Origin of the sequence: Pseudomonas sp. NFPP07, from assembly GCF_900115645.1 — a bacterium.
Lineage (GTDB): Bacteria > Pseudomonadota > Gammaproteobacteria > Pseudomonadales > Pseudomonadaceae > Aquipseudomonas > Aquipseudomonas chlororaphis.
Window position 1 is genome coordinate 285,600 of record NZ_FOXG01000005.1, and the last position, 26,442, is coordinate 312,041.

Annotated in this window: 18 protein-coding genes; 4 read left to right on the plus strand and 14 right to left on the minus strand. The window is 62.3% G+C overall.

The window, feature by feature from the left end; translation table 11 throughout:
* Positions 1–30: 30 nt before the first annotated feature.
* The 14 genes from BM019_RS14850 to paaF form a co-directional block, all read right to left on the minus strand.
* The gene (locus BM019_RS14850; protein WP_092418718.1) at positions 31–1,284 is read right to left on the minus strand and encodes an OprD family porin; all 1,254 of its coding nucleotides are present in this window, start codon (positions 1,282–1,284) and stop codon (positions 31–33) included.
* Between the two features lie 33 nt (positions 1,285–1,317).
* A complete protein-coding gene (locus BM019_RS14855) occupies positions 1,318–2,964 on the minus strand; it encodes a cation acetate symporter (RefSeq protein ID WP_092418719.1) in 1,647 nt (548 codons plus the stop codon).
* Positions 2,961–3,269, minus strand: a complete 309-nt coding sequence (locus BM019_RS14860) for a DUF485 domain-containing protein (RefSeq protein ID WP_092418720.1) — start codon at positions 3,267–3,269, stop codon at positions 2,961–2,963. Before BM019_RS14860 ends, BM019_RS14855 begins: the two co-directional genes overlap by 4 nt.
* 172 nt (positions 3,270–3,441) lie before the next feature.
* Positions 3,442–4,518 (minus strand): 1,2-phenylacetyl-CoA epoxidase subunit PaaE, encoded by a 1,077-nt coding sequence (paaE, locus tag BM019_RS14865; protein ID WP_092418721.1) that lies wholly within the window; start codon positions 4,516–4,518, stop codon positions 3,442–3,444.
* Between the two features lie 24 nt (positions 4,519–4,542).
* Positions 4,543–5,076 (minus strand): 1,2-phenylacetyl-CoA epoxidase subunit PaaD, encoded by a 534-nt coding sequence (gene paaD, locus BM019_RS14870; protein WP_092418722.1) that lies wholly within the window; start codon positions 5,074–5,076, stop codon positions 4,543–4,545.
* Positions 5,063–5,824 carry a 1,2-phenylacetyl-CoA epoxidase subunit PaaC gene (paaC, locus tag BM019_RS14875; protein ID WP_092418723.1) on the minus strand — a complete coding sequence of 254 codons (762 nt, stop codon included), beginning with the start codon at positions 5,822–5,824 and terminating at the stop codon, positions 5,063–5,065. Before paaC ends, paaD begins: the two co-directional genes overlap by 14 nt.
* A gap of 8 nt (positions 5,825–5,832) precedes the next feature.
* On the minus strand, positions 5,833–6,114 hold the full coding sequence (gene paaB / locus BM019_RS14880) for a 1,2-phenylacetyl-CoA epoxidase subunit PaaB (RefSeq protein WP_007926505.1): 282 nt from the start codon (positions 6,112–6,114) through the stop codon (positions 5,833–5,835).
* Positions 6,115–6,249: 135 nt separating this feature from the next.
* Positions 6,250–7,239: a 1,2-phenylacetyl-CoA epoxidase subunit PaaA gene (gene paaA, locus BM019_RS14885; protein ID WP_092418724.1), complete on the minus strand. Its 990-nt coding sequence runs from the start codon at positions 7,237–7,239 to the stop codon at positions 6,250–6,252.
* 177 nt (positions 7,240–7,416) lie between these two features.
* Positions 7,417–8,739, minus strand: a complete 1,323-nt coding sequence (gene paaK, locus BM019_RS14890) for a phenylacetate--CoA ligase PaaK (RefSeq protein WP_092418725.1) — start codon at positions 8,737–8,739, stop codon at positions 7,417–7,419.
* A 102-nt stretch (positions 8,740–8,841) separates the two neighbouring features.
* Positions 8,842–10,047 (minus strand): 3-oxoadipyl-CoA thiolase, encoded by a 1,206-nt coding sequence (gene pcaF / locus BM019_RS14895; RefSeq protein WP_092418726.1) that lies wholly within the window; start codon positions 10,045–10,047, stop codon positions 8,842–8,844.
* Complete coding sequence (gene paaI / locus BM019_RS14900; protein WP_092418727.1) at positions 10,040–10,489, minus strand: hydroxyphenylacetyl-CoA thioesterase PaaI; 450 nt, start codon at positions 10,487–10,489, stop codon at positions 10,040–10,042. Before paaI ends, pcaF begins: the two co-directional genes overlap by 8 nt.
* Positions 10,482–11,999: a 3-hydroxyacyl-CoA dehydrogenase PaaH gene (gene paaH, locus BM019_RS14905; protein ID WP_092418728.1), complete on the minus strand. Its 1,518-nt coding sequence runs from the start codon at positions 11,997–11,999 to the stop codon at positions 10,482–10,484. Before paaH ends, paaI begins: the two co-directional genes overlap by 8 nt.
* A 2-nt stretch (positions 12,000–12,001) precedes the next feature.
* Positions 12,002–12,793 (minus strand): 2-(1,2-epoxy-1,2-dihydrophenyl)acetyl-CoA isomerase PaaG, encoded by a 792-nt coding sequence (gene paaG / locus BM019_RS14910; RefSeq protein WP_092418729.1) that lies wholly within the window; start codon positions 12,791–12,793, stop codon positions 12,002–12,004.
* A 51-nt stretch (positions 12,794–12,844) separates the two neighbouring features.
* Positions 12,845–13,618, minus strand: a complete 774-nt coding sequence (paaF, locus tag BM019_RS14915) for a 2,3-dehydroadipyl-CoA hydratase PaaF (RefSeq protein ID WP_092418730.1) — start codon at positions 13,616–13,618, stop codon at positions 12,845–12,847.
* 358 nt (positions 13,619–13,976) lie between these two features.
* Here paaF and paaY point away from each other — a divergent pair, with 358 nt between their 5' ends.
* The 4 genes from paaY to BM019_RS14930 all read left to right on the plus strand — a co-directional run bounded on the left by paaY (position 13,977) and on the right by BM019_RS14930 (position 26,425).
* Entirely contained in the window at positions 13,977–14,573 is a 597-nt protein-coding gene (paaY, locus tag BM019_RS14920) for a phenylacetic acid degradation protein PaaY (RefSeq protein ID WP_092418731.1), read from the plus strand.
* Between the two features lie 87 nt (positions 14,574–14,660).
* Positions 14,661–15,584, plus strand: a complete 924-nt coding sequence (paaX, locus tag BM019_RS14925) for a phenylacetic acid degradation operon negative regulatory protein PaaX (protein ID WP_009043762.1) — start codon at positions 14,661–14,663, stop codon at positions 15,582–15,584.
* Between the two features lie 61 nt (positions 15,585–15,645).
* Positions 15,646–15,771: a hypothetical protein gene (locus tag BM019_RS31195; RefSeq protein ID WP_256580942.1), complete on the plus strand. Its 126-nt coding sequence runs from the start codon at positions 15,646–15,648 to the stop codon at positions 15,769–15,771.
* 601 nt (positions 15,772–16,372) lie between these two features.
* Positions 16,373–26,425 (plus strand): non-ribosomal peptide synthetase, encoded by a 10,053-nt coding sequence (locus BM019_RS14930; protein WP_092418732.1) that lies wholly within the window; start codon positions 16,373–16,375, stop codon positions 26,423–26,425.
* Positions 26,426–26,442 lie beyond the last annotated feature (17 nt).

Below are 26,442 nucleotides of genomic sequence, written 5' to 3' on the forward strand. Positions count from 1 at the left end.
CGGCGCGGCCAGCGACCGCGCCGGCGGGGTTTACCAAAGAGCCAGGGTGTAGCCGAGGATCAGGCGGTTCTCGTTGAGGTCGGTGGTCAGGCCGTTGCCCGAACGAAAGGTCACGTTGCGCCAGCGGATGCTCAGGTCCTTCAGCGGTCCGCTCTGGATCACGTAGGTGATGTCGGTGTCGCGTTCGCTCTCGCGGCCGTTGTCGATGTTGCCCGCCTTGACGTGGCGGCCGTCGGTGTAGCGGGTCATGAAGGTCAGGCCGGGCAGGCCCATGGCGGCGAAGTCGTAGTCGTAGCGCAGCTGCCAGGAGTCTTCCTCGGCACGGGTGTAGGTGTTGTAGGTCACCAGGTTGACCACGTAGGGATCGCCGCCGTTGAGGAACGGGAAGGCGCTGTCGCCGGACAGCTGCTGCCAGGTGGCGCTGATTTTGTGCGCGCCCTTGATCAGGCTGAACATACTGTTGAAGTTGCGGTTATCGATCCGCCCGGCGCGCTCGGCGCCGTCGCCACGGCTGTCGAAGTAGCGCAGGTCGCTGCGCAGGCTGAAGCCGCCGCCCAGGGGCTGGGTATGCAGCAGGCCGAGGTAGTGCTGGCGATAGATCTCTTCGAGCTTGCCGTAGTAGTAGCTGAGGCTCAGTTGCGGGCTGAAGGCGTAGCTGGCGCCGGCGAAGTCGAAATGATCGCTGCGGGCGGCGCCATAACCGATGTCGTCGTTGCTCGAGGAATCCCGCAGGTTGGCTTCGGTCAGGCGCCCGGCATTCAGGGTCAGGCCGCTGATTTCCTGGCTGGTCAGCAGGCCGCCCTGGAAGGTCGAGCCCAGCAGGCGGGTGTCGTTGTAAGTGGCCACGGGCAGCAGCGGTTGCAGGGTGCCGATCTTCAAGACGCTTTTCGACAGGCGCAGTTTGCCGGTCAGGCCCAGTTCGCTGAACTCGTTCGCAGGTGTATGGCTGTTCGGGCCGAACGGCAGCAGGCCGGTGCCGCGGCGATCCGCGCTGGAGTCGAGCTTGAGCCCTAGCTCGCCAAGGGCATCCAGGCCGAAACCCAGGGTGCCCTCGGTGTAGCCGGACTCGATCCGCGCGGTGAAGCCCTGGGCCCATTCCTCGGCCTTGGACTGCGCGGCGTTGGCCTGGCGGAAGTCACGGTTGATGTAGTGGTTGCGCATTTCGATCCGCGCCTTGCTGTCGCCGACGAAGTCGGCTTGTACGCTGGAGGTGAACAGGCCCAGGCCCAGCGAGGCCATGGCCGGCAGCAGGTGTTTCGGTGAGGCGATGGAAACGGGGTTCATTGTTGTTATTCCCTGTCATCGATCGGAGCGGGTTCAGTGTTTGCTGGCGCCGGAAGCGCCGATGCCGGTCATCGAGCGGATGAACTGCGCGAGGTAGCGACCACGCTCCAGTTCGGCCCGCGCCGAGGTGTCGGTCACCGAGAGCAGCCAGGCGCTGAAGAACGCCAGGCTCATGGAGAACAGCGCCGGGTTGGAGTAGGGGAACAGCGCCCGTTCGTGATGCAGCACGTTGACCCAGACCGCCGGGCTCAGCACCAGCAGCACGATCGCTGACACCAGCCCGGCCAGGCTGCCGGTCACGGCGCCGCGGGTGGTCAGGCCTTTCCAGAACATCGAAAGGAATAGCACCGGGAAATTCACCGAGGCGGCGATGGCCAGCACCAGCCCGGAGAGGAAGGCGATGTTCTGCGACTCGAACAGCAGGCCGAGGACGATCGCCAGCACGCCGATGCACAGGGTGGCGATGCGCGACACGCGCATTTCCTGCTGCTCGCTGGCCTGGCCCTTGCGCAGCACGCAGGCGTACAGGTCGTGGGACACCGCCGAGGCGCCGGACAGCGCCAGGCCGGCGACCACCGCGAGGATGGTGGCGAAGGCCACCGCCGAGATGAAGCCGAGGAACAGGTTGCCGCCCACCGCCTGGGCCAGGTGCACGGCGATCATGTTGCCGCCGCCGATGATCGCGCCGCTGGCGTCGCGGAACGCCGGATCGGTGCCGACCATGACGATCGCGCCGAAGCCGACCACAATCAGCAGCAGGTAGAAGTAGCCGATGAAACCGGTGGCGTAGAACACGCTCTTGCGCGCTTCCTTGGCGTCGCTGACGGTAAAGAAGCGCATCAGGATATGCGGCAGGCCGGCGGTGCCGAACATCATGCCCAGGCCCAGGGAAATGGCGTCGATGGGGTTCGACAGCAGCCCGCCCGGGGCCATGATCGCGCTGCCCTTGGCGTGCACGGCGCTGGCCCCGGCGAACATCGCCTCGGTGCTGAAGCCGAAATGCCGGAGCACCATGAACGCCATGAAGCTGGTGCCGAACAGCAGCATCACCGCCTTGATGATCTGCACCCAGGTGGTGGCGAGCATGCCGCCGAAGGTCACGTAGAACACCATCAGCACCCCGACCAGCATCACCGCGTAGAGGTAGCTGATGCCGAACAGCAACTCGATCAGCTTGCCGGCGCCGACCATCTGCGCCACCAGGTACATCAGGGCCACGGTCAGGGTGCCGAAGGCCGAGGTCAGGCGCACCGGGGTCTGTTCCAGGCGGTAGGACACCACGTCGGCGAAGGTGTACTTGCCCAGGTTGCGCAGGCGTTCGGCGATCAGGAACAGGATGATCGGCCAGCCGGCGAGTACGCCCAGGGCGTACAGCAAACCGTCATAGCCGTTGAGGAACATCATCGCCGAGATGCCCAGGAAGGACGCCGCGGAGATCATGTCGCCGGCGATCGCCAGGCCGTTCTGCAAGCCGCTCATGCCGCCGCCGGCGGTATAGAAGTCGCTGGCCGAACGGGTGCGCAGGGCGGCCCAGCGGGTGACGCCGAGGGTGAACAGGACAAACACCAGGAACATGCCGATGGCGTTCCAGTTCAAGGGGCGCGCGCTGCCTTCGGCGGCCAGCGCCAGGTCGGTGGCGAACAGGCACGGAAGGGCGAACAACGCCAACAAGCGCTTCATTGGGCGCACTCCTGCTTGAGCTTTTCGTTCAGCGGGTCGATCACGTTATTGGCGCGATAGACGTAAAAGCCAGTGAGGGCGAAGGCCAGCAGCACGATCACCACGCCCACCAGCATGCCCACCGTGGTCACCCCGCCACTGAGCGAGCGCCCCAGGGTGCTGGGGGAAAACGCCACCAGCAGCACGAAGCCGTAGTAGATCACCAGCATGGCCAGGGTCAGGGACCAGTAGAGGTTCTGTTTGCGCCGCACCAGCTGGATGAAGTCGGGGTGCTGGCGGATCTGTTCGATGTCTTGCAGGGTCATGGGAGCGCTCTCTTGATGTTGTTTTTGTTTTGCTTGAAACGCGGTGAATTTTTTCTGTAGCCGCTGCCGGAGGCTGCGATAAGGCCGAAGGCCTTCAGCGATCTCAAGACCGTGCGCCCGCTTCGTCGGAGTGCCGCCCAAGTCGATCGCCGCCTGCGGCAGCGGCCACAGGTCAGAGCTGGTCGAAGTCCAGCACCACCTTGTCGCTGACCGGGAACGACTGGCACGACAGCACGTACCCGGCCGCCACTTCGTAGTCCTCGAGGGCGTGGTTGCTGTCCATCTCCACTTCGCCCTCGATCACCTTGCACTTGCAGGTGGAGCACACCCCGGCGCGGCACGAATAGGGCAGCTCGGCGCCCTGGGCATTGCCGGCATCGAGGATGCTCTGGCTGTTGCGCGGCAGGTCGAAGGCCAGGGCGCGACCGTCGCTGATCACGGTGATCTGGCTGACCGCCGCATCGAGCTGCCGGGCCGCCTCGCGGACCTCGCGCTTGTGCGGGCTGCCAGCGGCGGCGAACAGCTCGAAGTGAATGCGCTCGGCGGCCATGCCGTGGGCTTTCAGGCTGTCGCGCACGGTTTCGGTCATCGCCTGCGGGCCGCAGATAAAGGCGGCGTCCAGGGCCTTGACGTCGAGCCAGCGGGAGAACAGCCGGGCGCATTTGTCGGTGTCGATCCGGCCGTTATAGAGGTCGACGTCCTGCTGTTCGCGGCTGAACACGAAGATCAGGTTCAGGCGTTGCAGGTAGCGGTTCTTCAGGTCTTCCAGCTGTTCGCGAAACAGGGCGGCGGAGCTTGCGCGGTTGCCGTACAGCAGGGTGACGCGGCTGTGGGGCTCGGTTTCCAGGGTGCTCTTGATGATCGACAGGATCGGCGTGATGCCGCTGCCGGCCGCCACCGCCAGGTATTGGCCATGGCGCGCGGGGTCGAGCTGGACATGGAAGTGCCCGGCGGGCGGCATCACGTCCAGGCAGTGCCCGGGCTTGAGCCGGTCATTGGCGAACGCCGAAAAACGCCCGCCGGCCACGCGCTTCACGGCAATGCGCAGCTCGCCGTCGTTGACCCCGGCGCAGATCGAATAGGAACGGCGCACTTCCTCGCCATCCAGCTGGGTGCGCATCACCAGGTGCTGGCCTTGGGTGAAATGAAAGCTGTCCTGCAGGTGCTGCGGAATCTCGAAGGCGATGGACACCGCGTCGCGGGTTTCGCTGCGCACATCCTTGATGGTCAGGCTGTGGAATTTGCTCATGGTTGTTCTCCCACTGACACGGCGTCAGATGCACTTGAAATAGTCGAACGGCTCCAGGCAGTCCCGGCAGCGATACAGCGCCTTGCAGGCGGTCGAGCCGAACTCGCTGAGCTGTTCGGTGTGGCTGCTGCCACATTGCGGGCAGCGGATGGCGGCGCTTTCGCCCAGCAGGCTGCGCTTGCTGCCACTGCCCACGGGCGGGGCGATGCCGTAGGCCCGCAGCCGTTCGCGGCCGCTGGTAGTGATCCAGTCGGTGCTCCAGGCCGGGGTCAGCCGGCGTTGCAGTCGGGGCTCGGAAAACCCGCCAAGTTCCAGGGCCGCGCGGATGTCGCCCTCGATCACCTCGGTGGCCGGGCAGCCGGAGTAGGTCGGGGTGACCACCACCTGCAGGTGGCCGTCGTGCCAGTCGAGGTCGCGGACGATGCCCAGCTCCACCACGCTGACCACCGGCACCTCCGGGTCCATGACCGCGCCCAGGATGTTCCAGGCCGCCTCCAGGTCGCCCGGCTGCTGGGCCCGGGCGCCGCGGTCGCTGGAAATCAGCTCACCAGGTCGCATCGGGGTACGCTCGTGGCAGCGCCTGCATTTCCGCCAGCAAAATGCCCAGGTGTTCGCTGTGCAGGCCGCGGCGGGCGTCCAGGTAGAAATGGCTGGGTGCCGGCGGCAGGGGCAGGGTGGCGCTGGCGAAAATCCGCGCCACCGTCGCCTGCCAGGCGCTGGCGACCTGCGCCGGGTCGGCGATGATGCCGGCGCCGTGCAGGTGGTTTTCGCTGTCGGCGCCGCTGATCAGTTCGACGGTGAAGCGCCAGAGCAGGGGAATCGCCTCCAGCATGCGCTGGTGGCTGTGTTCGGTGCCGTCGCCCAGGCGCTCGACCCATTCGCTGGAGCGGCGCAGGTGATAGGTGACTTCCTTCACCGCCTTGGCGGCGATCCCGGCGATGCGTTCGTCGCTGGACTGGGCCAGGCCCTTGAGCACTTCCAGGTGCCAGGCGTCGTAGAGAAACTGCTTGAGCATGGTCACGGCGAAATCGCCGTTGGGCTGCTCCACCAGCAGCAGGTTGCGATAGGCGCGCTCGTCGCGGCGGAACGCCAGGTGGTCGGCGTCGCGGCCGTCATCCAGCAGTTCGGCGGCGTAGTCCAGCCAGTTGCGGGCCTGGCCCACCAGGTCGAGGCCGACGTTCATCAGCGCCAGTTCTTCTTCCAGGGCCGGTGCGCGGCCGCACCACTGGCACAGGCGCTGGCCCTGGACCAGGGCGCTGTCGCCCAGGCGCAGCAGGTATTGGATCAATTCGCTTCGCGTGTTCATGGTCGACCTCACATGTGCCCGACTTCGGCCGGCAGCTCATAGAAGCTGGCGTGGCGATAGACCTTGTCGTCCGCCGGGTCGAACAGCGGGTCCTTTTCATCCGGGGACGAGGCGACGATCAGCGCCGAGGGCACCACCCACAGGCTCACGCCTTCGCTGCGGCGGGTGTAGAGCTCGCGGGCGTTCTCGATGGCCATGGCGCTGTCGGCGGCATGCACGCTGCCGACGTGCTTGTGGTTGAGCCCGTGCTTGCTGCGCACGAAGACTTCGAAGAGGGTCCATTCGGACATATCGGTGACTCCACATCAGGGGGCTGAATTCATGTAGCCGCTGCCGCAGGCTACGATCGGCCCCGAAGGGGGCGCGCTCTTGAGGCCCTCGAAGGCCCTTCGGGCCTTATCGCAGCCTTCGGCAGCGGCTACGGGTCAGGCGGCGTTTTTATTGGTTTTCTTGCGGGCGTGGGCGACCGCGGCTTCGCGGACCCAGGCGCCGTCCTCGATGGCCTTGCGCCGGGTGGCGACGCGTTCCTGGTTGCACGGGCCGTTGCCCTTGAGCACTTCGTAGAATTCGTCCCACTGGATCTCGCCGAAGTCGTAGTGGCCGCGCTCGGCGTTCCACCTAAGGTCCGGGTCCGGGCAGGTGCAGCCGAGCAGTTCCAGCTGCGGGATGATCTGGTCGATGAAGCGCTGGCGCAGTTCGTCGTTGCTCTGGCGCTTGATCTTCCAGGCCATGGACTGCGCGCTGTTGGGCGAGTGTTCGTCGCTGGGGCCGAACATCATCAGTGCCGGCCACCACAGGCGGTTGATGGCGTCCTGGACCATGTCCTTCTGCGCCTGGTTGCCCTCGCGCATCAGGGTCAGGAGGATTTCGTAGCCCTGGCGCTGGTGGAAACTCTCTTCCTTGCAGATGCGCACCATGGCCCGAGAGTAGGGGCCGTAGGAGGTGCGCTGCAGCACCACCTGGTTGACGATCGCCGCACCGTCCACCAGCCAGCCCACCGCACCCATGTCGGCCCAGTTCAGCGTCGGGTAGTTGAAGATGCTCGAGTACTTGGCGCGGCCGCTGTGCAGCTTGGCGATTTCCTCGTCGCGGTCGGCGCCCAGGGTTTCCATCGCGCTGTACAGGTACAGGCCGTGGCCGGCTTCGTCCTGGATCTTGGCCATCAGTTGCAGCTTGCGCTTGAGGGTCGGGGCGCGGGTCACCCAGTTGCCTTCGGGCAGCATGCCGACGATTTCCGAATGGGCGTGCTGGGAAATCTGCCGGATCAGGGTTTGCCGATAGGCATCCGGCATCCAGTTCTTGGCTTCGATCTTGATTTCCGAATCGATTTTGTCCTGGAAGGCGCGTTCCTGTTCGGACATCTCCGAACGGGGCTTGATGCTTTTGACTCCGGTCTCTACCAGCTGTGCGTACATGGTGCGTCTCCTGCCGTGAAGGATTGCCTGGGCATGGAGAACTTTATATGTGATACAAAAATAAATATCAAACACAAAATAACGTGTCGTATATGGTTTTGTATCGCTTTGCTATTGAAGGCTTTCCCTCGGGCAAAAAAAAGCCCCGCCGAAGCGGGGCTTTAAGCTTGGAATGGCTTATTTCTGCCGGTTATCCACCACGTGGCTGGCCTTGCCCTCGGAGCGCTTGAGGGAAAAGGTCGGACGCAAAACGATACGCGAGCTGATGCCGATGTAGGTCTTGATGTGCCGGCTCAATTCGTCGCAGATGGCTTTCTGCTGCTCGTCGCCCAGTTGTTGGTGTTCGTTCTTGAGCTCCACATGCACCTCGACGCTGTCGAGGTTGCCGTTGCGGTACAGGTGGATCTCGTAGCATTCGCAGAGTTGCCGGACCTTGAGCACCTGCTCCTCGATCTGCGTGGGGAACACGTTGACCCCGCGAATGATCAGCATGTCGTCGCTGCGCCCGGTGATCTTGTCGATACGCCGCATGGGCCGCGCGGTGCCGGGCAGCAGGCGGGTCAGGTCGCGGGTGCGGTAGCGGATCATCGGCAGGGCTTCCTTGCTCAGCGAAGTGAACACCAGCTCGCCCATCTGGCCGTCCGGCAACACCTGGCCGGTCACCGGGTCGATGATCTCGGGGTAGAAGTGGTCCTCCCAGATAGTCGGCCCGTCCTTGGTCTCGGCGCATTCCATGGCCACGCCGGGGCCCATGATTTCGGAGAGCCCGTAGATATCCAGCGCGGTGATGCCCAGGCGCTGTTCGATGGCGCTGCGCAGCTCGGCGGTCCAGGGTTCGGCGCCGAAGATCCCCAGGCGCAGGGCGAGCTTTTGCGGATCGATGCCCTGGCGCTCGATCTCGTCGGCGATGTTGAGCATGTAGGAGGGCGTGACCATGATGATGTCCGGCTGGAAGTCCTTGATCAGCTGCACCTGTTTTTCGGTCTGGCCACCGGACATCGGGATCACCGTGCAGCCCAGGCGCTCGGCGCCGTAGTGGGCTCCCAGGCCGCCGGTGAACAGGCCATAGCCGTAGGACACATGGACCTTGTCGCCACGCCGGCCGCCGGCGGCGCGAATCGAGCGCGCGACCACCCTGGCCCAGGTGTCGATGTCGTTCTGGGTGTAGCCGACCACCGTCGGCTTGCCGGTGGTGCCGCTGGAGGCGTGCAGGCGCACCACGTCCTCGATCGGCACGGCGAACATGCCGTAGGGATAGTTGTCGCGCAGGTCGGACTTGCTGGTGAACGGGAACTTCGCCAGGTCCTCCAGGCTGCGCACATCGTCGGGGTGCACGCCCAGCGCGTCGAAGCGCTGACGGTACAGCGGCACATTGCGGTAGGCGTGGTTCAGGCTCCAGCGCAGGCGTTCCAGTTGATGCTGGCGCAACTGGTCGACGCTGGCGGTTTCCAGCGGGTCCAGCAGGGGATCAAGCACGGCTTTGGCAATTGGCATGTTCATGGCTTCACTCGAATTATTGTTGTGTCGAGCCGCCGGCGGGCGGCTCCTGAGTGCCTGCGCCAAGGATACCCGTGGGGGCTCCGGGCGCGGGTGTATCTGGTCTTAAAGTCGTTCGATGATCAGCGCGATGCCTTGGCCCACACCGATGCACATGGTGCACAAGGCGTAGCGACCCTGGCGCTGCTCCAGCTCGTGCAGCGCGGTGGTCACCAGACGCGCGCCGCTCATGCCCAGGGGATGGCCCAGGGCGATGGCGCCGCCGTTGGGGTTGACCCGCTCGTCGTCGTCCGCCAGGCCCAGCTCGCGCAGCACCGCCAGGCCCTGGGCGGCGAACGCCTCGTTGAGCTCGATCACGTCCATGTCCGCCAGGCTCAGCCGGGCCAGTTCCAGCACTTTGCGCGTGGCTGGCACCGGGCCGATGCCCATGATCCGTGGCTCGACCCCGGCGGTGGCCATGGCGACCACCCGACCACGAGCCTTGAGGTCGTAGCGTTGCGCGGTTACCGCGTCGGCCAGCAACAGGGCGCAGGCGCCGTCGTTGACCCCCGAGGCGTTGCCCGCGGTGACGCTGCCGCCCTGGCGGAATGGCGTGCCGAGCTTCTGCAGCTGTTCGAGGGTGGTGTCGCCCCTCGGGTGTTCGTCCTGCTCGACCAGGGTCGGCGGGCCTTTGCGCTGGGGAATGGGCACCGCGACTATTTCCCTGGCCAGGCGTCCGCTGGCTTGCGCCGCCGCGGCCCGCTGCTGGCTGCGCAGGGCGAAGGAGTCCTGGTCGGCGCGGGAAATGCCGAATTGCGCGGCGACGTTTTCCGCGGTTTCCGGCATCGAGTCGATGCCGAAGCCTTGTTCCATCAGCGGGTTGACGAAGCGCCAGCCGATGGTGCTGTCGAACAGCTCGGCCTGGCGCGAAAACGCGGCCTGCGCCTTGCCCATCACCAGCGGCGCGCGGGACATCGATTCGACGCCGCCGGCCAGCACCAGCCCGGCCTCGCCACAGCGCAGGGCGCGGGCGGCGCTGCCTATGGCGTCCAGGCCGGAGCCGCACAAGCGGTTGAGGGTGGTACCGGGGACCTCCACCGGCAGCCCGGCGAGCAGCGCCGACATGCGTGCCACGTTGCGGTTGTCTTCGCCGGCCTGGTTGGCGCAGCCGTAGATCACTTCGTCGACCCGGCTCCAGTCGACCCCGGGGTTGCGCTGCATCAGGGCGCGCAACGGCACCGCGCCCAGGTCGTCGGCGCGCACGCTGCTCAGGGCGCCGCCGTAACGGCCGATGGGGGTACGGACCGCATCGATGATCAGGGCGTCATTCATTGGGGTTCTCCTGCGCCAGCACCGGGCCGCGCACTTTGTAGGATTTGCCGTGGAACAGGGCGATCAGCACGCCATGCTGGTTTTCGATCCGCACGTCGTAGTTGCCGATCCGGCCGCTGCGGCTTTGCTCGATGCAATCGGCGGTCAGGGTATCGCCGAGGCGGGCCGGGGCGATGTAGTCGATGCTGCAGCCGATGGCTACCGTGGCTTCGTCGTAGGTATTGCAGGCCAGGGCGAAGGCCGAGTCCGCCAGGGTGAACAGCAAGCCGCCGTGGCAAGTGCCGTGGCCTTGCAGCATGTCTTCGCGCACGCTCATGCCCAGCCGGGCGGCGCCGGGCGCCACCGACAGCAGGCGCATGCCCAGTGCCTGGCTGGCGTTGTCGCGTTTGAACAGGCTCTGGGCGCAGGCGCTGGCCAGGCTCATTGCAGGGTGATCAAGCATGCAGCGTCCTCCCTTCGGCAACCCGGCGGCGCAACAGCAGGGACGGTCGATAACGTTCCTCGCCGTAGGCGGCCTGCAGGTTTTGCAGGACCTCGAGCACCCATGGCAGGCCCAGGCGGTCGGCCCAGGCCAGGGGGCCTTCGGGGTAATTGACCCCGGCGCGCATCGCCAGGTCGATGTCCACCGCCGAGGCCACGCCTTGCAGCAAGGCGTCGGTGGCTTCGTTGGCGAGCATCGCCACGGTGCGCAGGACCAGCAGCCCCGGGGTGTCGCTGAGCTGGCTGACCTTGAACCCGGCGCGTTGCAACAATGCCACCGCCTGGTCGCGGGCCAGTGGGCTGGTGGTGACGGAGCAACTGATGGCCAGGCGGCCAGCGCTGGCATAGTCATGGGCCAGGTCCAGCAGGATCAGGTTGCTCAAACCGTGTTCGCGGGCGCGCTGGCTGGCCAGGCGCCCGTCGCTGACCGCCAGTACCGCGTCGCCGACCCGCAACAGGCCAGGGCCGTCACGCTCGACCAGGCGCACACCGGACTCGCGCAGGCGTTGCAGCAGGCCTTGGGCAGCCCCCAGATCGCCCTCGACTACGCAGTGCTCGATGGGCTGATCGCTGTGCAGCTCGACAGGGGCCGGGCGCTCGGCGCCCTCGGCATAGGCATAGAAACCCTGGCCACTCTTGCGTCCGAAATGTCCGGCATCCACCAGTTCCTGCTGAATCAGCGAGGGCTGAAAACGCATGTCGCCGTAATAGGCCTCGAAGACCGAGCGGGTCACCGCGTAGTTGACGTCATGGCCGATCAGGTCTGTCAGTTCGAAGGCGCCCATGGCAAAACCACCAGCCTCGCGCAGCAGGGCGTCGAGGGTGGCGCAGTCGCCGGCACCTTCCTGCAGCAGGCGCAGGCTTTCGGCGTAGAACGGCCGGGCCACGCGATTGACGATAAAGCCCGGTGTGGAGCGGGTGTGCACCGGCTGCTTGCCCCAGTTTATTGCGGTGTCGTACAGGCGCTGCGCCAGTTGCCGGTCGCTGGTCAGGCCCGAGACGACCTCGACCAGCGGCATGACCGGCGCCGGGTTGAAAAAGTGCAGGCCGAGCAAGCGCTCGGGGCGCCTCAGGCCGGCGGCGATGCGGGTGATCGACAGCGAAGAGGTGTTGCTGGCGAGGATGCAGCTGTCGCGGCACAGGCTTTCCAGCTGGTGAAACAGCTCACGCTTGGCCTCGAGGTTCTCGGCGATGGCTTCGACGATCAGCTCGCTGTCGGCCAGTTGCTCGATGGCTTCGGCGGCCTGCAACCGGGCCATGGTCGCCCTGTGCGCCTGGGCATTGAGTTTGCCGTTGGCTACGCGCCTGGCGAGTTGCCGGTCGATGTCGGCGATGGCTTGCGCGGCGGCGCCCGGGCGGTTGTCCAGTAGCCAGGCCGGGTGGCCGGCCTGGGCCGCGACCTGGGCGATGCCGGCGCCCATCGCGCCGGCGCCGATCACCGCGACACGGGCCTGGGGTGTCAGTGCGTTCATGTTCAGCGTCCTTTGAAGGCCGGTGTGCGTTTGTCCATGAAGGCACTCACGCCTTCGCGGTAGTCCTCGCTGCGTCCGGCCAGGCGTTGCAGGTCTTTTTCCAGTTCCAGCTGTTCATCGAAGCTGTTGTTCAGGCTGGCGTTGAGGCTGCGCTTGATTAGCGCCAGGCCATAGGTCGGTTGGGTGGCCAGGTGGCGCGCAAGCTTGAGGGCCTCGTCGCGCAACTCGGCATCTTCGACGCAGCGATAGATCAGGCCCCATTGCTCGGCCTGTTCGGCCGTCAGGCGATTGCCCAGCAGGGCCAGGGCCTTGGCCCGCGCCATGCCGACCAGGCGCGGCAGGGTCCAGGTGCCGCCGGAGTCGGGGATCAGGCCGATCTTGCAGAACGCCTGGATAAAACTCGCCGAACGACCGGCCAGCACCAGGTCGCAGGCCAGGGGAATATTGGCCCCGGCCCCGGCGGCCACGCCGTTCACCGCGCAGACCACCGGCAGCGGCAGGTCGCGCAACTGGCGGATCAGCGGGTTGTAGAAACGTTCGATGGATTCGCCCAGGTCCGGCACCTCCGCGCCGGGGGCGACATTGCGGTCGCTCAGGTCCTGGCCGGCACAGAAGCCACGACCTTCGCCGGTCAACAGCAGCACCCGGGTCTCGGGATTGGCGCGCACCTGCTTGAGGGCTTCGCGGACCTCGCCATGCATCTGCGCATTGAAGCTGTTGAGCTGTTCGGGGCGGTTCAGGCTGAGGAGGGCGACGCCTGCCTCGACGGAAAACAGGATGTGTTCGAAGTTCATGGTTCTGGCGCTCTCTGACAGGTCGTGTGAGTCGTTGGCCGCTACGGCGGCCTAGTGGCCGGTGAAGCGGGGCCGGCGTTTTTCCTGGAAGGCGCGGATGCCTTCTTCGCGGTCGCGAGTGCCGGCCAGCACCGTGAAGGCATGGCGCTCGAAGCGCAGGCCGCTGGCGAGGTCGGTGTCCAGCGCCTTGAGCAGCGCCTCCTTGGCCAGGCGCAGGGCCAGCGGCGCCTTGCCGGCGATCAGCCGCGCCAGCTGCAGGGCGCGCTCGACCGTGAATTCCGGTTGGGTGACCTCGCTGACCAGGCCGGCGCGCAAGGCATGGCGGGCATCGATCGACTCGCCGCCGAGGACCATCTGCATGGCCAGGGATTTGCCGACCGCCCGCAGCAGGCGCTGGGTGCCGCCGGCGCCGGGCATGATCCCGAGGTTGATTTCCGGCTGGCCAAAACGGGCGTCCTCGCCGGCGATCAGGATGTCGGCGTGCATGGCCAGCTCGCAGCCGCCGCCGAGGGCAAAGCCGTTGACCGCGGCGATCAGCGGTTTGCTGAAGGCGGTGATCCGCTGCCAGGAAGCCTGGCGCGGGTCATTGAGGATGCCGGTGAGGTCGCGCTCGGCCATTTCATTGATGTCGGCACCGGCGGCGAATGCCTTGCGGCTGCCGGTCAGCACCACGACCCGGGTCTCGCTGTCGGCCTGGGCGGCGTCCAGGGCAGCTGCCAGTTCGCCGAGCAATTCGCTGGTCAGGGCATTCAGGGCGGCGGGGCGTTGCAGGGTAATCAGTCGAACGCCGCCATCGAGGCTTTCGACAGCAAGGGTTTGAGGCATGGCGGATGCCCTCACGGTGCACGCTCGGCGCAGGGCCGGGTCATTATTGGATCGGCTGGGGAGCCGGTTTTCGCCGAGTATATCGCCAATGCGATACATAAATGCAATGTAAAAATGTAATTAGTGTGTCTTTATGTTGAGGCTTTTAATCGTTTGCTCCAGGATGGAGAGGGGCGATCAAGTCATGATTTTCTAGATTTTACTAGAGCTTATGGCCTTTGCCTGGCGGCTTTCGCTGAGCAGAGACGCGATACTGTTTTTCCGCTTTTTCGTTTAAGCTTGATGCGATACAAAATAAACCCTGATCGGCATCGCTTTGCACACTATGTCGACTTGCCGCCTAGCCAAGGAGTACCTCATGACCTGCTACAGCCTCGACGGCCTGACCCCGGTGGTCCATCCCAGTGCTTATGTGCATCCGTCCGCCGTGCTGATCGGCGACGTGATAGTCGGTGCCCACTGCTACATCGGCCCGCTGGCCAGCCTGCGCGGCGATTTCGGACGGATCGTGCTGGAGGAGGGGGCCAACCTGCAGGACACCTGTGTGATGCACGGCTTTCCCGAGAGCGACACGGTGGTTGAGCGCAACGGCCATATCGGCCATGGCGCGGTGCTGCATGGCTGCCGGATCGGCGCCGATGCGCTGGTGGGGATGAACGCGGTGGTGATGGATAACGCCCGGATCGCGCCACGCTGCTTCGTGTCCGCGGCGGCCTTCGTCAAGGCCGGCTTCGAGTGTGCCGAGCAGTCGCTGGTCATGGGCGCCCCGGCCAGTGTCAAACGCCGCCTCAGCGACGAAGAGCTGCACTGGAAGCAGGCCGGCACCCGCGAATATCAACAGCTGGCCAGGCGCTGCCTGGAGCAGATGCAGGTCTGTGAGCCGCTCGCGGAACCCGAAGCCCATCGCCCGCGCATCACTGACAGCGGCCTGCGCCCGAAAAATACCGGCCAGTGAACAACCAGGGCACAGTGGGTCGCGCGCTCCAGGCCACTCCAAGCCGGTGAAACCCGGTATATTTCTTCCTTTTTGTCCGGTACGCCCATGTCGTCCCTAGCACCCCTGAATCACCTCGTGACCCGTTTCCAGGAGCAGACGCCGATTCGCGCCAGCTCCCTGATCATTACCCTGTACGGCGATGCCATCGAACCCCACGGCGGTACGGTATGGCTGGGTAGCCTGATCCAGTTGCTCGAACCCATCGGCATCAACGAGCGGCTGATCCGCACCTCGATCTTTCGCCTGACCAAGGAAGGCTGGCTGACCGCCGAGAAAGTCGGGCGCCGCAGCTATTACAGCCTGACCGGTACCGGCCGCCGGCGTTTCGACAAGGCCTTCAAGCGGGTCTACAACGCCAGCGTGCCGGCCTGGGATGGTTCCTGGTGCCTGGTGATGCTGTCGCAGCTTGGCCAGGACAAGCGCAAGCAGGTGCGCGAAGAGTTGGAATGGCAAGGTTTTGGCGCGATTTCGCCGGTGCTGCTGGCCTGTCCGCGCAGCGATCGGGCGGACATCAACGCGACCCTGGTGGACCTTGGCGCCCAGGAAGACACCATTGTGTTCGAGACCACCGCCCAGGATGTGCTGGCCTCCAAGGCGCTGCGCCTGCAGGTGCGCGAAAGCTGGAACATCGACGAGCTCGCGGCTCACTACAGCGAGTTCATCCAGTTGTTCCGGCCGCTGTGGCAAGCGCTGCGCGAGCAGGAGCAACTGCAGCCGGCCGATTGTTTCCTGGCACGCCTGCTGCTGATTCACGAGTACCGCAAACTGCTGCTGCGCGATCCGCAACTGCCGGACGAGCTGCTCCCTGGTGACTGGGAAGGCCGGGCGGCGCGCCAGCTCTGCCGCAACATCTATCGCCTGATTTACGCCAAGGCCGAGGAATGGCTCAACGACGCGCTGGAAAACGCCGACGGTCCGCTGCCCGACGTGGGCGAAAGTTTCTATCGGCGTTTTGGCGGTTTGAAGTAAGGCGCTCGCAAAGTGTCCCCCGGATACTGACTGACCAGGTTCTTGGCCGCAGGGTGTCGCCATGGTCGTGCAGGATGGCATCAGCCCGCTTGCCGATCCGGCAGCTGCGGCCATGTCACTTGTGGTGCGAACCCTCGTGCTTGAATTCGACGAGCAGCAGACGTACCGGTCGCCATCGCTGATATAAGCCACCTCCGGATGTCCTGCCTGTTGCAAATGACCCTCAGGATCGTCGGCAGCCCTGGCCGCGATCTCGTCAACCTTCCCGGATAGAAGTGCTCGCCGGACAAAACTGTTCCCGGTTTCTCCCCCTCCATCAAAGACTCGCGCCCCGATACAGAGTTGGGGCGGCGGTGAACGGCTGTCGATCGGAACGATAACCCCGGATAGGACCCAGTCCTTGTGTTCAGATATTGCCGTGAAGATTCTGCTTGATTCTCTTTTTTAATTAAGTTTTATCTTATGAGTGCAAAGGAAATATCTTATGGATATTGGATTTTCGTTAAATATATTATTTCGCGAGAATTCGTGAGTGCGTATCTTTCTCGATTGGTGACCATAAATAATTATTTAACTTGGAGTCTGTGCTGGTGAAAGGCAGATGAAGGGTCGGGTTGGGGCTAAGAGGAACATAATTGAATTAAGAAATAGGCACGCTTTTCGGCTTTGGCCCAAGGCAAAGGATTTTTAATCGTAGTCTTGTTTTTAGTGGCGAGAGAGTCTCTCGTTAAAATGCGGCGATCAGTTTAGACGTGAAGGCTCACTCTAATAAACCTTAAGGATATCGTATGTTTTCTGCCTCGCCTTACACCAGGGTCTTCTGGGATGAATATATTATCAAGCCGCAATCATGCGAATATAACCTGGTTCTGGATCAGGATATCGAAGGTGACCTGGATTTAAATAGGCTGTGTTTGGCCGTAGAGGGTATAAGTCGAGACTATATTCTGTTTAATCATGTTCTCGATGAAAAAGATGGACAGCTTTTTTGGGTGAAAGCCGATAATCCTATAACCCTCGAGTATTTCGATTCACCCTGCGATGCCCAATCCCTGGTAAGTACTCCCTTTGACCTCCGCCAAGGGCCTCTCTGTCGCTTCCATCTGATCAAGACTGGCGAACGGCGTTACAACTTTCTTGTCGTCGTACACCACGTGCTGCTGGATGGCCTGTCTGGCGACGAGTTTTATGCCTTGATATCTCAATATTACAACAAGGGCCCGCTAGGGCTCGCGCCGGCAGAGGCGTTTAGTGATCTCATCGATTTATATGCGCGCTATGAAGATGACGTTGCTCAATTGCGTGGACAGTTTGACTCGACGGGGTTCTGGCATGACTTGTTGTCTGGTTGTCCGCGGCGTGCCGAGTTGCCCTGCATACCCTCCGGACAGAGGCAAGAGGCAGCGGGCGAAGTGCGTTTTGATGTCTCGTTCGCCGACTGGCGAGATCTGAAGGCCGGGATCAAATATGCCAATCATTTTCTAATATTCAAGACGTTGTGGGCGATCTTGATTGCCCGTCAGACGAGGCAGGAAAAAGTTTGCATTGCCTATCCTGTCGCAGCGGAAGGAGGGGAGAAAGTCTATTATGGCGGGCAGGTGAATACCGCGGTTTTTCCCTTGGCGTTACTTGCTGATTCGAACTTTTCAAGCTTGTATAAAACGACCCTCGACTATACGAAAAAACTTAAGGTCTCGGGACGGCTGCGCCACTCCAAGTTGCCGGTTCATTACATGCTCAGCGAGAGTCCGGTTGCTGAATTGAACGTCAGTTTTTCCCAGGGATTTCTGAAGAATTTTCCGTTGACATTTGATGGTTGCCGGGCACAGGTCAATCATCGCTTCAATAACGACCTGGCAGGCACTGAGTTGTTGTTGGAGTATCAGCAGTCGAAAGACGCCTTTGAGTTCAGGCTCAGGTATGACGCGAATCTATTCGACGCGGTACAAATGGCTGAACTCGCGGAGCAATACCAACATTTGCTGTGGTCGTCACTAAGCGAGCCGGATCGGCCGCTTTCCACGCTGCCATATTTATCCGAAGAGCAGGCGCAGCGTCTAGAAAATCAATCCAATAACGACAGTGAAGTGCCGCTGGAGCACGTCACGACGCTGTTCGCCGGTTTTGAGGAAAATGCCCGTCTTTATCCCACGCGGATGGCATTGGTCGACAGCCGGCAGGCATTCAGTTATGGGGAGCTCGCGCAGCGTAGCAGCGGCCTGGCGCGTAGGTTGCGTGAGGAATACCTGCGTATTTGCGGCGAGGAAATGCCGGCCGATACCTTGATCCCCTTGTATGTGCAGCGGGGGGCCAACGCAGTCGTGGCCATGCTGGCAATCATGAAGGCTGGCGCGGCCTATGTGCCTTTGGACCCTTACGCCCCCGCGCAACGGCTGGCGTATATCCTGAGCGATGTGGGCAGCCCCATTGTCTTGACCGAAACGGCTCTTGAAAACTCATTGAAGGAAAGTACGGCCGATAGCTACTGCCTGCTGATTGATCGGCCGGAAGAACGAGTGTCTGGCAAAGAGCCGATACTGCTTCCCGAGGTGAGCGGCGAGCAGTTGGCTTATGTCATTTATACCTCCGGGACAACAGGGAAGCCCAAAGGCACGCTGTGCGAACATCGGGGTGCCGCGAACATGATTCTGGGTCATGGCCGCCGGCTGCTGAGTCGTGAGCAGGGTGTTCTGAACTGTCTGCAATTTGCCACCCTGGCCTTCGACGCGCATGTGTTCGAAATCTTCATCGCTCTTAACAACGGGCATCGCCTGTGTATCGCCAGCGAACCCCAGCGCCTGGATCTTGAGTTGCTCACCGCGCAGATGCGCGAGTGGCAAATCAACTTCTGCTTTCTGCCGCCCGCACTGCTGGGGACCCGTCCTCTGTTGCCGGACTCTCTGCGTTGCCTTGCCGTAGGCGGGGAGTCGACTTCGCAGGATGTGCTCGATCACTATCTAGCGACGGGTTTGCAGGTTGCCAACCTGTATGGGCCCACCGAAGCCTCGGTCAGTGTGAGCATCAACCTGTATCGAAACAATGGTGCCCGCAATATTGGCCTGGGCATTGCCAATATGCGCTGCTACGTGGTGGATGAGCATTTTCACCCGCTGCCATTGGGGGTTGAAGGCGAGCTTTGCCTGGCGGGAATCGGCCTTGCCCGCGGTTATCTCAATTTGCCGGAACTGACGGCCTCGGCGTTTATCGAAAACCCCTTCAGCCAGGATCCGGACTACCGCCGGCTGTATCGCACCGGCGATCGTGTGCGGCGCCTGGCTGATGGCAGCCTGGAATACTGTGGCCGAGCGGACCAGCAGGTGAAAATTAACGGTTACCGCATCGAGTTGGGTGAGATCGAGAGTGTGATGCGTGCCGTGCCGGGAGTGGCCGAAGCACTGGTCACGGCGCGCAAGGAGCCTGCGCCGCAGCTTCAGGCCTGGTTCGTAGTCGCTCCCGGCAGCGATCTGACGGTCGAGAGGTTGTGGCGGCAGTTGAGTACCCAATTGCCGGCCCATATGGTGCCAATGGCGATGATGGCGATCCCGAGGATCCCGCTGACTGTCAGTCGAAAAGTGGATTACCGAGCGTTGCCCGAGCCGGCGATGATCGATCAGAGTGTCCCTTTCCGCGCGCCTGGCAATGAATTGGAAAGCCGGTTGCTGGCGTTGTTCAACCGCCTGCTTGGTAGCCACGCAGGCATTGACCATCACTTCTTCCGCTTGGGCGGCAACTCGATTCTGGCGATCAGGTTGTGCCATGAAATCTATAAGGCCCTTGGCATAAAAGTATCGGCGCTGACACTGAATCGGTATCCGACGGTGGCGCTGCTGAGTGAGCATCTTGCCCAGCAAGAGCGGACGCTGTCGGAACCCTCGATCGCAAGGAGCGGGCGCAGCCAGGCGCGGTTGTCTTTCCAGCAGTCGCGCTTGTGGTTTATGGAGAATCTGTCGGGTGGCGCCACGCATTACCTGTCGCCGGTGCTGTTGCAGCTGTCCGCCGATACCGACTGCGCGACCTACATCAAAAGTTTACAGGCGGTGGTGGCTCGTCATCAGGTGCTGCGGAGCCTGATTCGCCAGGATGAAACGGGCGAGGCGTATCTGCATGTCACCGAGCAGGAGCTGGCGGTACCGATCCATTCGGTGACGCAAGTGCAGTTCACTGCCTGCCTGCAACAGGTGCTGCAGCAGCCGATTGACCTGCTGCGCGATCTGCCGTTGCGGGCAGCGATCTACCGCTACCGGAATGAGGTCGGGGCAGAGATTACGGTGAGTCTCCTGGTGTTCCATCACATTGCTTTCGATGGCTGGTCAATGGACGTGCTGCTGCGGGAGTTGGCGGTGCTTTATCAATATTTCCTCGGGCAAACGGAACAAGCTCCCCCGGCGCTTGATGTGCAATATCTCGACTATGCGGTTTGGCAGCGTGAGCAGTCCGATGACCGGGCCAGTGCCGAGGCCCTGGCATTCTGGGATCAGGCGCTGGATGGCTACCAGCAGCTGGATATTGCTCCGGATTACCTTCGGCCCACGTTTTTTGATGCGCGCGGCAGTCACTGCAAGGTCCAGCTGACTGCATCCTTGGTGGCAGCACTCGAGTCGTTGGCCCGCAAGGAAGGGGTTACGCTGCATGCCGTGCTGTTGGCCGGCTTCACCCTGTTACTGGCACGTTATACCAACCAGGATGACATCGTGATGGGGACACCGTTGGCCAACCGCAGCCAGCCGGAGTTGGAAAGCCTAATCGGCTTTTTCGTCAATAGCTTGCCGCTGCGCAATCGGGTGCCTGACGAACTCTCGGTGTGCGAGTTTATCCGCCAGGTCGCGGCCAATACGGTGCAAGTGCAACAACATCAGAGCTTTCCCCTGGAGCAACTGGTGGATCGCCTGGGAGTGCCACGGGACTTTTCGCGGCATCCACTGTTTCAGGTGATGTTCGCTCTGGAAAGCACGCTGGGCGCCGCTTGCCCGGATTGGCTTTCGGTGGTGGATCTGAGTGCGTATGAGCAAACGGCCAAATTCGACTTGACCCTCACGTTGACGCCCGTTGCCGGGCGGATCAATGCCCGGTTTAACTTCGCCACCGCGCTGTTCAGCCAGGACACGATCAGTCGCCTGGCCGGCTACTACGTCACGGTCTTGCAGCAGATGGTCGAGGGGGCCGAGCAGCCGTTGAGAAGCCTTGGCCTGGCAAGCGCCGCGCACATGCAGCCGCAGCTTGCGATGGCTGAGGAGCGGCGTTTCGAGTATTCGTTCGAGCGTACCCTGCAGCACGATTTCATCCGTTACGCGCAGCAGCATCCGCGGGCCGTGGCGGTGATCGATGAGCTGGGTGAAATGACCTATGGCGAGCTGTATCTGGCGGCCCTGACGCTGTCTACCCAGTTGCGCTTGCAGGGCGGCATGACAGGTGAGGCGATTGCGATACTCGCGGACAAGGGACGCCTGCAGCCTGTGGCGATACTGGCGGCGCTGATGTGTGGCAAAGCCTTCCTGCCGATGGATAAAGGCTGGCCGTTGCAGCGCCGCCTGGGCGTGATGGCCCAGGCGAGCATCAATACCCTGTTGAGCAGCGAGCCATGGGAGACATCGCAGATCAATGTCGTCGGCCTGAGCGCCACGGGGCAGGCCCTCACGCTACCACCGCCGGCGCGGCTCTTGCCTGCCGTCGATGCCGCTGCGGACAGCCTGGCCTATATCATCTTTACCTCTGGTTCTACAGGCACGCCAAAAGGCGTGGCGATCGAGCATCGCAGCGTGGTGAATATGCTCGAAGGTACCCGTCGTTATTTCGCTATCGACGCGTACGACCGCAGCCTGGCCCTCAGCGCGCTGAGTTTCGACCTGGCCATTTTTGACATCTTCAGCCCTCTTTCAGTGGGGGGCGCGGTCGTCATGCCGGCCGAGAACGATCGGGTCAACCCGCAGGCCTGGTATCAATCGATCATCAACCATCGCGTTACGGTGTGGCTGAGCGCGCCCGCGCTGCTGGAGCTGTTGCTGGACTATGTCGGCAATGCCGGACTTCTCTCCGGCCCGGTACCCGCGTTGCGCGCGGTGATGGTAGGGGGGGACTGGATTGCCACGTCATTGCCTGAACGCTGTCGGCAGTGGGCCCCGCACAGTCGTTTCTGCAGTGCCGGTGGCGCAACGGAGGCGGCGGTCTTCTCGATTCTTTATGAGGTGCCGCAGGAGCCAGTCCGGTCGGTCAGCATTCCGTATGGCAAGCCGTTGCCACACGAGCGTTTCTATGTTCTGGATGCTGAATTGCGACCGCTGCCTGTGGGGGTGAAAGGCGAGATGTATATCGCCGGTGAAGGGTTGGCGCGCGGCTATTACGCGGATGCACAGCGCACCGCCGACAGCTTCTTCTGGCATGAGCACTTGCAGGAACGCGTCTACCGTACCGGGGATGCCGGGCGTTTCCTCAGCGACGGCAACCTCGAGTTCATGGGGCGGATAGACCAGCAAGTCAAAATCAACGGTTACCGCATTGAACTGGGGGAAATCGAGAACATCACGCTGTCCTATCCCGATATAACCATGTGTTGCGTGGTATTGATTCAGCATCCGCAACCCTATCTGGCGGCCTACTTGGTCGCTACCAAGGCGGTGGACATTCAAGCGCTGAGTCAGTATCTGCGCGGTGAGTTGCCGCCATACATGCTGCCAAAGGCGTTTATCCAGCTGGACAGCATGCCGCTGACCGAGAACGGCAAGATCGCCCGAAAATCGCTGCCGCTGCCCGAGAGCGAACAACGCCCCCTGGTCGCCGCCGAGAGTGATCTGGAGCGCGAGTGCTGCCTGATCTGGGGTGGATTGTTGAAGTTGGAGCGCGTCAGCGTGGAAGACAACTTCTTCTCCCTGGGCGGCAACTCCATTCTGGCAATCCAGGCCTGTTACCAGATCAGCCGCAGGTTACGGAGGGAGGTCACCCTGGGCGAACTGGGGCAATATCCGACGATTCGCGCCTTGTGCCGTTACCTCAAGCTTAACGGCAATGAGTCCGGGCTTTTGCTGATTCCGGCGCTGCAGCGTGATACCTGGCCACTGTCGTTCTCGCAGATGCAGCTGTGGTTTATCGAGAAGCTCAACGGTGGCAGCAACCTGTACCACGTACCGATGCTGTTCCGCCTGAGCACCGAGGTCGATCTGAGCGCTTATCGCCAGAGCCTGAAGTCCATCGTTGCCCGCCATCACGTGCTGCGCAGTGTCATTTGCCAGCCGTCGGCTCTTGCCGCATTGTCGAAGTTGACCGACAACGAGTTGCGGGTGCAGCAGTTGCGGCTCGATGCTGCTGGCTGGCAACAACAGTTGCTCGGCGACATTGACCGGCCATTTGCACTCGATTCGGAAATTCCCCTCAGAGCCAGTCTCTATGAGGTCCGCCAGCCTGACGGCAGTACGATCTTGTACAGCCTGATTGTCGTGCATCACCTGGCTTTCGATGGCTGGTCACAAAACCTGTTCCTGGAGGAGCTGCAAAACCTCTATGAGTCGTACCGACGAGGTCAGCAACCGACATTGCCGGAACCGCTCCTGCAATATGGAGATTACGCTTGCTGGCAGCGTGAATACCTCGATTCGGCTCGGTTGTCAGAACTGAAAACCTTCTGGCAGCACCAACTGCAGGGCTGGCAAACGCTGGAGATGCCGCTCGATTTTGTGCGGCCGGCGCAGTTTGACCACCGCGGGGCCAACTATGGCATCGTATTGCCCGAGGCGCTGATGGCTCGGGCCGAGCAGTTCATTCGACAGGAAGGCGTCACGTCTTTTGCGCTTTTCCTGTCGGCATTCAATCTGCTGCTCAGCTGTTTCAGCGGTCAGCAGGATGTTCTGGTCGGTACGCCGGTAGCCAACCGACCGACGACGGAAACCCGATCGGTAGTGGGTTTCTTCGTCAATACCCTGCCGTTGCGCACGCAGATCAACGACGAGATGCCGTTGTCCGAGTACGTGCGCGAAGTCTTCAACTCTGTGCTTCAGGTGCAGAAGTATTCGAGCCTGCCGCTGGAGCAGTTGATCGATGCTCTGCAGGTACCACGCGATCTGTCGCGGCATCCGCTATTCCAGGTGCTGTTTGTGCTGGAGGATGACGGGCAGACCCCGAAGTTGCCTGATTGGCTGGAACCGCAAAGCCTGATGGAGCAGTACCAGGCGGCAAAGTTCGACCTGACCCTGAACATACAGAAAGAAGGTGAGCGCGTGCAGGCGGTATTCAACTACGCGACCGCGCTCTTCACTGCCCCAACCATGAGCTGCCTGTCTCGGTACTATCTGCGCATTCTTGAACAGATCGTCGGGGAGGGGCATTTGCGGATCAATCAGCTGGAGCTGGTACCCGCTGTAGAGGTCCGGCGGCAGCGCGAAGCCTGGAAGTCCTGTCCGCCAGCCTATGATTTCGAACGGGCGATCCATCACGATTTTATCCAGCATGCCCGGCAACAGCCGCGAGCCATTGCGATTATCGACGGCCTTGGCGAACTGACCTACGGTGAGTTGTATCAGGCTGCTCTGACTCTGTCGTTGCAGCTGCGCCAGCATGTGGACATGGACGCCGAGACCATTGCGGTCATGGTCGACAAAGGGCGGGCCCAGATCATCGCGGTGCTGGCGATCGTGATGTCCGGCAAGGCTTACCTGCCACTGGACAGCTCCTGGCCGGAAAATCGGCGGCGGGATGTTCTCAGGCAGTCGCAAACCCGGGTGGTGTTCAGCAGCAAGCCGTGGAAGGAGGAGCCCGAGGCCAGGCTGCTATTGATCGATCCATACGGCGCGGTTGCCATGTTACCCGCCGCCAGTATGGGTGAACCCATGCTCCCCGACGCGTCTGCACTCGCCTATGTCATCTTTACTTCAGGTTCTACCGGTGTCCCCAAGGGCGTCGCCATTGAACATCGGGGGGCGGTGAACAGCATTGTCGACACCATTCAACAGCTCAATCTCAATGCCCTGGATCGTGGCCTGGCCCTTAGTGCTCTGAGTTTTGATATTTCGGCGTTTGATATTTTTGGCCTGCTGTCGGTGGGTGGCACCATGGTGATGCCTTCGGAAGCGGAGCGTTACCAACCGGATGCCTGGCATCGTTTGATGGTGACCCATGGGGTGACGTTCTGGAACTCCGCGCCTTCGGTGATGACATTGCTGGTGGAGTACCTCGAATCCGTCCAGGCCGATGAAAATGGCTGGCCGATGCTACGTACCGCGGTATTGGTAGGGGAGGTGATTGCCAAACCGCTACCGGCGCGTATCCGCCAATGGAGCCGAGGTTGCAGGGTGGTCAGTGCCGGCGGCGCGACGGAAAGTTCCATCTGGTCGATTCTCTACGACATTCCGGACACTCCGATACTGGCGCCGAGCGTGCCTTATGGCAAAGCCATGGCGCATCAGCGCTTTTATGTACTGGACAGCCACATGCGCTTGCTGCCGCCTTGCTTGCCCGGTGAACAGTACATTGGTGGAGCAGGCGTTGCCCGAGGCTATTTCCGCAATGAGCCGATAACCCGGGAGCGATTCATCTACCACCCTGAACTGGACGAGCGGCTTTACCGGACCGGGGACGCGGGGCGTTATCTACCTGACGGCAACCTGGAGTTCATGGGGCGCATGGACTTCCAGGTGAAAATCAATGGCTACCGGGTCGAGTTGGGGGAGGTGGAAAGCCAGGCTCTGGCCTTTGACCCGATAAAATCCTGCTGCGCCATCGTCTGCAAGGATGAAGTTCAAGAGCGTCTGGCGTTGTACTACGTCTGTGACGAGCCGCTGGTGGAGTCCGAGCTGCTGGAGTCCATGAGTCAGCGGTTACCGCTGTACATGATCCCGACCGTCTTGATACGCCTGCCGGCGCTGCCTTTCAACTCCAGCGGCAAGCTGGATCGCAAGGCGTTGCCCGCCCCGGGGCAGAGAGAGCAGAACCACTACGTCGCACCCGCCAATGGACTGGAACAGCAATTGTGCGAGCTGTGGCAGGCCACCCTGAAGCGCGAGCAGGTCGGTATGACGGATGACTTCTTCAGGTCGGGAGGTACTTCGCTCATGGCGATCTCGGTCTGTATGAAGATGTCGGAGTTGCTGAAAACCTCGATCCCTGTCGTCAGGCTTTTCCAGTGCCGTACGTTGAGAAACCTGTTGGCGGTCACTGAAAGTGGCCTGGTGATACCGTTGAGTCCGGTAGCGAGCGGCGCGCCAGTGTTGTGGATGATTCATCCGGCCCTGGTTGGGGCCGAAGTCTTCTATCCCCTCGCGCAGGAGTTCCAGGGCAGGATGAACTGTCAGGGCATCGATAATCACAACCTTTATTACCAGCCGACGATCAGCTCACTTGGGGCGCTGGCTGACCGATACCTGGATGAAATGATTGTCAATGGACTGCAGGTGGATACCGGCAGGGTGCATATCCTTGGCTGGTCGCTGGGCGGGTTGATTGCCCTGGAAATTGCCGCCAAGTTGGAGCAACGGGGAGCTACCGCTGTTTCGCTCTATCTGCTCGATAGCTTCTACCAGCAGGGCATTGCGGAGATTCCGCTTGCCGCACTGCTGCCAGTGCTGGGGCTTACGGGAGCCGCCGCCGAGCGTGCCCGGAGGGTCGCCGAAGTGGAGGAGCAGTTGTCGCAAGGGCAGTTGAGCGTCAAATTGCAGGCGACGACGGTTACGTTGTTCAAGGCGATGCAGCCCAATCCGCAGTTGCCGGGCTCTGTGATGAAGTCGCTTGTTGCTGTCGCGGATAACGGGTTGGGCGCGGCTTGCTCGCAGCTGAGCGTCGTCCCGCTTGCCTGCCATCATCACAACATTCTGGAATCCAGCGACGAGATCATCAGGGTCATTACCGGATCAATAATCTGAGAAGGAAGCTCGGCAGC